Below are 7,459 nucleotides of genomic sequence, written 5' to 3'. Positions count from 1 at the left end.
CCGTAAGTGATTTCCACGCGGCGGTTCTGCAGTTCGCGCACGCCGTCTGCGGTGGGCACGCGGGGCATGCTTTCGCCGAAGGCTTCGCTGGAGATGCGACCGCCCGGAATGCCGCGACCGGTGAGGTATTCGCGGACCGAGGCGTTACGACGCTCTGCCAGACCCATGTTGTACTCGACCGAGCCGGAGCGGTCGGTGTGGCCGGCCAGCATGATGGCTGCGGTACCGCAATCGCCGTAGGCGGTGATGGCGGAGTTGAGCACGGTTGCTGCTTCCGGAGTGATGGTGGACTCGTCCCAATCGAAGAACACGATGTAGGGGCCCTGCTCGCAGACCGGAGCCGGCGGCGGAGGCGGCGGCGGCGGCGGAGGCGGCGGGGGCGGAGGAGGTGGCGGCGGGGGCGGCGGCGGAGGAGGCGGCGGGGCCGCTTCTTCGCCACCGAAGTTGAAGATGAAGGTGCCCAGCACGGTGTGCGTGCCGACGTGGCCTTCGAAAGTACGACCAACGTTGTCGATCAGCTCGACATCCGTGACGCGGTGGTACTTGTACTTGATCGACGCATCGATGTTGCGCGTCACAGGCGCACGTACCTGTGCGATACCCTGCCAGGCGAAGCGCGTATCGCTCTCGTCGAGGAAGCCGGGGCCGGTGTCGAAAGCGGTAATGTTCTCGAAATTCGCGTTGGTAATGCCAACGCCGCCGCCGAACGAGAAGCCGAGGCCGTCGTTGCCGCCGAAATCGAGCAGCGCGTTGAACATGCCGCTCCAGGTGTTCAGTTCACCGGTCACGGGATCCAGCACGCCGTCAGCCAGCGGGAAGTTCGGACCGGTGCCGAAGGGCACGCCGACAAGGCCAGCATCGATCGTGTCGATATCGAAGTCCTTGTAGGACCCTTCGACTTCGAACCGCAGCGGGCCGGCGTCGTAACCGATTACGGCTTCGGCTTCCCAACCCAGTTCGGATTCGAGCGAAAGCGGTTGGTCGAAAATCGTATCGGACAGTTCGGTGCGCTCGGTCTTGCCGATGCCCGAACCGAAACCGATGTAAAACTCGTCATCTCCAGCCATCGCAGGCGTGGCGATGAACGCCGTTGCCGACAACAGGCCGACTGTGAACTTCTTCATCTGGTATTCCCCCATATCAAGGAACGCGAATCTTTACGCGCAGCGCCGCGGCCACGATTATCTCGCAACTGCGACAAAGCCGGGACGCGTGTTACCCCAAACCTTCGGCAATGCGAAGCCCTTCATAACAATTGCAGTTGTCTGCCGGTTTGGGGTGGTCGAAATGCAACGGTATCGAGTTCGATAGCAGGGTTCTCGATCCCCGCGCGGCGACATGCGATGCGGAAACGCGCCCTGAACAGGTCTGCCCAGACCCCTTTCGGCTTCAGGCGTGTAAAGAAATCCGGATCGTTGTCGCGCCCGTTACGGATCGAGCGCACAATGCTCATCACCTTTCCGGCGCGCTCCGGATAATGGACTTCCAGCCACTCCCTGAAAAGCGGGGCAACCTCGTGCGGCAAGCGCAACGGAATCCACCCGCAGTTCTGCACTCCCGCTTCTGCGACGCGGGTGACGATTTCCTCCATGAACGCATCTGTGACGGCAGGGATGACGGGGGCTATGGCGCAGTGGGCTGGTACGCCGTGTTTCACCAGGTTCTCCAGTGCCTTCAGTCGCTTGGCGGGAGATGCTGCTCGGGGTTCGAGCTTTCCGGACAGCTCCGGATCGAGGCTGGTCACCGAAACCGACACCGCGACGAGATTGTACCGCGCGAGTTCTTCAAGCAGGTCCAGATCGTGCAGCACCCGGTCCGACTTGGTTGTGATGGTTACAGGGTGGCGGGTCTCCAGGCAGACTTCGAGCACTTGCCGCGTGATACGGTAACGGCTTTCGATCGGTTGGTAGGGATCGGTATTCGTCCCCATCGCGATCGGCCGCGGGCGATACTTGGGCCGTGCCAGCGTCTTGCGAAGCAAGTCCGCCGCTTGCGGCTTTGCGAACAGCTTGGTTTCGAAATCGAGGCCGGGAGAAAGGTCGTGAAAAGCGTGCGTCGGGCGCGCGAAGCAATAGATGCATCCATGCTCGCAGCCGCGATAGGCGTTTATGGAACGGTCGAATCCGATGTCCGGCGACTGGTTGAACGAGAGGATCGACTTGGGTGTTTCCTCGGTAACGGTCGTGCGCAACTTCGGCGTCGGGCCGTCGACAGTCTCGGAAAGATCGCGCCAGTCACCGTCGGTTTCTCGCTGTGCGAGACCGAAACGTTGCGGCACATCGGCTGACTGGGCTCCGCGACCGCGCTGGGAGACTGGGTTCTTGCGCATGGAACATTTATAGAACATATTGTCCTAGAGGCAAGAACGGAGGATGCCATGGGAGTACTCGATTACGTTGAGCTTCCGGCGCAGTCGGTGAGGGCACAAAAGCATTTCTATTCAAGCGTATTTGGCTGGGACTTTACCTCGTATGGCGAGAATTATGCCGCGCATGAGCATGGTCCTCGCCAGTTTGCGCTCAATGGCACCAGGGAACATCAGGCCGAGGCTCCGCTCCCGGTTGTGCGCGTCGATGACATTGCTGCCGCGGTTGAGGCCGTGCGGGAGGCCGGCGGAACCATTACCTTGGACGTGTTCGATTTTCCCGGCGGAAAACGCTTCCATTTTACCGATCCCGAAGGGCAGGCGATGGCCGTGTACCAGCCTGCTTCCGACTAGCGTTCGTTCAGGCGGGGCATGAGTTCGACAAAGTTGCACGGACGGTTACGGCTGTCGAGTTGTTCGTCCAGGATACGGTCCCAGCCATCCTTAACCGCGCCGTTCGAGCCGGGGAGGGCAAAGATATAGGTCCCTCCAGCCAGCACGGCGAGCGCGCGGGACTGGACCGTCGAGGTACCGATGGTCTGGTAACTGATCCAGCGGAACAGTTCTCCGAAGCCCGGAATATCCTTGTCCTTGATGCGGTCGAGCGCTTCAGGCGTCACGTCGCGCCCGGTGAGACCCGTACCGCCGGTTGAGACGACAGCGTCGATCCCCGGATCGGCGGTCCATCTGCCCAGCAGGGCAACGATAGCGTCGGCATCGTCCTTCTCGATTGCTCTTGCTGTGAGATTATGGCCTTTCGCCGCGATCCTCTCGGCGAGGATATCGCCCGAGGTGTCCTCGTCCGGGCCGCGCGTGTCGGATACGGTCAGCAAGGCGATGTTGATAGGCCGGAAGGTACGGCTTTCGTCGATCGCCATCAGTTGCCCCCGGCCGACATGTAGACCCGGCCATTTGACGGCGCGGTGCCATCGGGGAACAGCGGCCACCCGTTCTGTGCCAGGGTCATGCGACTGGGGGAGGTGTCGGTCGCCTGGCGCTCGTACATCCAGTAATGCCGCATCACGATGGAGACGTATTCGCGCGTTTCCCAATAGGGAATCGCTTCCATGTAAAGTAGCGGATCGTTCTGGTCGTTGACCTCGGTCTCCCACCGGGTGATGGGGGTCATCCCGGCATTGTAGGCCGCCATGATTACCGGCATCCGCCCCCGCGTGACGGGGCTGTCGCGCAGCATGAGGAGGTTCTGCTGGCCGAACGCGAGGTTCGTCTCGGGATCGAAGATGTCGATCGAACCGGCATTGAGCCCCAGCGTAGGCGCGTGCTGGCGCACGGTGATCGGCGTGATCTGCATCAGGCCCTGCGCATTTGCCGGGCTGACGGCATTGGCGCGGAAGGCGCTTTCCTGAAGGATGTGCGCGAAAGCGAGAGCCGGATCGACCTGCCACCCATTGTAGGGCGCGGCCTTTGGCGCGGGGTAACGCGATGCCGGGTCCGCTTCTCCGCCGGGCGGCGCATTGAGCGACATGTAAAGCTGCGTCTGCGGAAAGCCCAGATCGCGGGCGAGGCGCGAATAGGCAGCGTAATCGCGGGGATTGCCGATCCGTGCCTGATGTAGCAGCACCTGGCTGCCGAGCACGTCCCGGCCGATCTCGGCAAGGGCCACGGCTACGCGAGTGTTGCGATTGTTGCCTATGGCTCGCCAGTCTTCTTCCGAGAAGTCCGCGTTCTCTACCCGGTCCGGCAACTGCCGCCCCAGTTGTTCTGCGGCGAGCATCCCGTAGAGCGTCTCGTCCATCAGCGCCGCATCGCTGAGCAAGTCTTCGCTCAGGCCCGGTTGCCGGCACCGCAACGCCGCGCGCGATGCCCAGAAGAGGGAGGCTGCGCGCAGGGGAGGACTGATCGCCTGTTGGGCGGCACGCTGGAATGCCCCACTGGCGGTCTCGCAATCGTTGAGGCGCCAGGCGGCAAGCCCTGCCGTCCATTCTCCCTCGGCCACCCACGCACCGTGGCCCTCCGGGACGGTCTGAGCCATGGCGAGCGCCTGGGCATCGCGATTCTCGATAAAATAGCTCCAGGCAACGCGCTGGCGCCATTCGGCTCGCGCTTCCGGGCTGAGCGAGGAGTCGACGCCGTCCAGCAGCACGCGGGCACCGGATGGGTCATCGTTCGTAATCCGCTCAAGGATAGCGCGCTCTATATCCGCAGGCATCGTGCCATCGTTGACCGAACGCGGGCGTGTGCGACGCGGCACGGAGCGCTGGGCCACGAAATCGCGCGCGTAAGGCAAGTTCGGTTCGCCATTCAAGCCGCGGGTCTGGCCGAGGCGCACCAGTTGCGCGGCCTGCGGAAGTTCCGCACCCGATTGGAGCCACTGCGCGATCTGATCCGCTTCGACGCGAGGTGAATTGGCAGCAAGATAATACTCGGCCCGCGCGACATCGTGGAGGAGGCCTGTGGGACGTTGTTGGAGCAGGCTCTCCACCCGGCCCCAGTCGCCCGCCTCGATCGCCCCGAAGAGACTGCCGTAATAGGCACGATCCTCAGCCGAAAGCTGCTGCGGAGCAGGTCGATCAGAGATGCGAGCGGTGAAATATGTGCGCGAATCCCGTTCCTGCGAGATGGCAGGCGCGGCGATTATGCAGGACATCACGATTGCGATAGCAGCGGTGAACTTCATTGGGGGGCAGTCCATTGGCATAGTCGCTTCCAGAGCCGGGCGCGCTGATGCGCGTGGTCCAGAAGGCGGTCGGGGGCAAATGTTGCGAGGGTAGGGGTGTCGGCAAAGGCCGAGAAGGAGTCTGGCGGGGCCGCAGGGTTGTGACCAAGCACCGCCGGGATCTTGCTGCCTAGCAGCAGTACGCGCTGCGGCTTTGCCAGCGTGACGTGATGGGCAATCACGCTGCCTAGGCCGTCCGCCGCCATTTGGTCCCAGTCCGGCAGGGTGGTGTGGCACGGTAGCGCACTGGCGAAATAGGCGAGGTTCGGGTCGAGGCCCATGGCGCGCAGCACGTTGCCGACGAGGCGACCCTGCGGGCCTGACAGCAGGCTGTCGCGGTCCTCGGCTTCCGGCATCGCAGTTATCACCATCAGCGGCGCGCCTTGCTTGCCGATGGGCGCGACGCGTGCGGCGTGACCGTTGGCAAAGGGGTTATCCGGGCCTACCCACCAGTCACGAAACGCAGCAAGATCGCGCGGCAAGTCTGCCGACTTAACCTTTGGTTCGGGAGGCTTTTTTTCCGCCTCTACTTTTGCCGGTGCGGCGGGACGAGGATCTTCGGCTTCCGTTTCGTCCACGAGGAGTGCCACGATCTCGTCGGAAAACTCGTAATCCACGCCCGCATCGCGCCACCAGTCCATGGCAGCGGCAAACTGATCGCCCAGGGGGATTTCGTTGCGATATTCCATGTTTGGACCAAGGGTGGTCTTGACGATCAGTCGGGCAACGATCAAGCCCAATCCGATGTTTGTTCCGCAAAACGAGGCGAAATGATGGTTGAACGGGAATCCATGCCCGTGGACGTAGTGATTGTCGGCGGCGGCGTTGCTGGCCTGTCCGCGGCAATCCGGTTGAAGCAGCTCAACGAAGAGCTGGAAGTGGTCGTGCTGGAAAAGGGCTCCGAGATCGGGGCGCACATCCTCTCGGGCGCCGTCGTCGATCCGAAGGCGCTGGATGAACTGTTGCCGGACTGGCGCACGATGGACTGTCCGATGGCGGAAACGCCCGTCACCGACAACTGGCACTGGATGCTCGGCAAGAACGGCAAGACCAGCCTGCCGCACGCCATGATGCCGCCATTGATGAGCAACAAAGGCTGCTATACCGGATCGCTGGGCAACTTGACCCGGTGGCTGGGCGAACAGGCCGAGGCGCTTGGCGTCATGGTGTTCCCCGGCTTCCCCGCTGCCGAGGTGATGTTCGGCGAGGACGGCGCTGTCACCGGCGTGATCACGCAGGACATGGGCGTTGCCGCTGACGGCAGCCACAAGCCAGATTACCAGCCGGGCATGGAGATCCAGGCCAAGTACACCCTTTTTGCCGAAGGCGCTCGTGGCAACCTGACCAAGCAGATGAAGGCGAAGTTCGACCTGGAAGCGAACTGTCAGCCGCAGGTCTACGGCCTGGGCATCAAGGAATTGTGGGACATCGATCCCGAAAAGCACGTGCCGGGCCGAGTGATTCACACCCAGGGTTGGCCGCTCAGCGAAACCGACACCTGGGGCGGGGGCTTTCTCTACCACCAGGCGAACGGACAGGTCGCCATCGGCTTCGTTACGGCGCTCGATTACGAGAACCCCTACGTCTCGCCGTTCCAGGAATTCCAGCGCTGGAAGCATCACCCTGCGATCAAGGAGTACCTCGAAGGCGGCACCCGCGTGGCTTATGGCGCGCGAGCCATCAATGAGGGTGGCTGGCAGTCCGTGCCCAAGCTGGCTTTTCCCGGCGGCGCGCTAATCGGTTGCGCGGCGGGCTTCGTGAACGTGCCGCGCATCAAGGGCAGCCACACCGCGATGAAGAGCGGCATGCTGGCGGCCGAGAGCGTGGCGGCAGCCATCGGCGAAGGGCAAGAACATACCGAGCTTGCGGATTACGACGCTAACCTGCGCGATAGCTGGATCGCCAAGGAACTGAAGAAGGTGCAGAACGCGCAGCCGCTGGTTGCCAAGTTCGGCGGTGACATCGGCACGGTGCTGGCCGGCGCGGACATGTGGCTGCGCACGCTGGGCGTCGGTCTCGGCTCGATGGGCCATCACCGCGATTACGAGGCTACAAACCGCGCCGATCTTCACCAGCCGATCGACTATCCAAAGCCCGACGGCAAGATCAGCTTCGACCGTCTCACCAGCGTTTCCTACAGCTTCACCAACCACGCAGAGGACCAGCCCAATCATCTGAAGGTTGCGGACATGGAGTTGCAGCGCAAGAGCGAACTGGAAGTCTACGCAGGTCCGTCGACGCGCTATTGCCCGGCTGGCGTATACGAGTGGGTAAAGGAGGACGGCGAGGAGCCGAAGTTCGTCATCAACTCGCAGAATTGCGTCCACTGCAAGACCTGCGACATAAAGGACCCCAACCAGAACATCAACTGGACCACGCCCGAAGGCGGCGGCGGGCCGAACTATCCGAACATGTGA

General features: G+C 62.7%; 7 protein-coding genes. 2 read left to right on the top strand and 5 right to left on the bottom strand.

The genetic code is table 11. The features are described 5' to 3' along the window. Together D4Q51_RS15555 and D4Q51_RS15550 are read right to left on the bottom strand one after the other, a co-directional pair. On the bottom strand, positions 1–1,124 hold a 1,124-nt coding region (locus D4Q51_RS15555), incomplete at its 3' end, for an OmpA family protein (protein ID WP_162925362.1). Between the two features lie 122 nt (positions 1,125–1,246). Next, a complete protein-coding gene (locus D4Q51_RS15550; RefSeq protein WP_120078719.1) occupies positions 1,247–2,329 on the bottom strand; it encodes a PA0069 family radical SAM protein in 1,083 nt (360 codons plus the stop codon). A 48-nt stretch (positions 2,330–2,377) separates the two neighbouring features. On the opposite strand from D4Q51_RS15550, the gene D4Q51_RS15545 reads away from it, so the two are divergent. Continuing rightward, positions 2,378–2,719 carry a VOC family protein gene (locus D4Q51_RS15545; protein WP_120078718.1) on the top strand — a complete coding sequence of 114 codons (342 nt, stop codon included), beginning with the start codon at positions 2,378–2,380 and terminating at the stop codon, positions 2,717–2,719. On the opposite strand, the gene moaB is transcribed toward D4Q51_RS15545, so the two are convergent. From moaB to D4Q51_RS15530, 3 genes are read right to left on the bottom strand one after another with little or no spacing between them, the layout of a single operon-like run. Further along, positions 2,716–3,243, bottom strand: a complete 528-nt coding sequence (gene moaB, locus D4Q51_RS15540; RefSeq protein WP_120078717.1) for a molybdenum cofactor biosynthesis protein B — start codon at positions 3,241–3,243, stop codon at positions 2,716–2,718. The two genes, D4Q51_RS15545 and moaB, sit on opposite strands and share 4 nt — an antisense overlap. After that, the gene (locus D4Q51_RS15535) at positions 3,243–5,003 is read right to left on the bottom strand and encodes a lytic transglycosylase domain-containing protein (protein ID WP_205689512.1); all 1,761 of its coding nucleotides are present in this window, start codon (positions 5,001–5,003) and stop codon (positions 3,243–3,245) included. Before D4Q51_RS15535 ends, moaB begins: the two co-directional genes overlap by 1 nt. Then, complete coding sequence (locus tag D4Q51_RS15530; RefSeq protein WP_162925361.1) at positions 5,000–5,731, bottom strand: uracil-DNA glycosylase family protein; 732 nt, start codon at positions 5,729–5,731, stop codon at positions 5,000–5,002. The genes D4Q51_RS15535 and D4Q51_RS15530 overlap by 4 nt, the downstream gene beginning before the upstream one ends. Before the next feature lie 84 nt (positions 5,732–5,815). On the opposite strand from D4Q51_RS15530, the gene D4Q51_RS15525 reads away from it, so the two are divergent. Continuing rightward, positions 5,816–7,459 carry an electron transfer flavoprotein-ubiquinone oxidoreductase gene (locus tag D4Q51_RS15525; protein ID WP_120078799.1) on the top strand — a complete coding sequence of 548 codons (1,644 nt, stop codon included), beginning with the start codon at positions 5,816–5,818 and terminating at the stop codon, positions 7,457–7,459.

The organism is Aurantiacibacter odishensis, assembly GCF_003605195.1.
Lineage (GTDB): Bacteria > Pseudomonadota > Alphaproteobacteria > Sphingomonadales > Sphingomonadaceae > Alteraurantiacibacter > Alteraurantiacibacter odishensis.
This window is presented reverse-complemented; position numbering and strand designations above follow the sequence as displayed.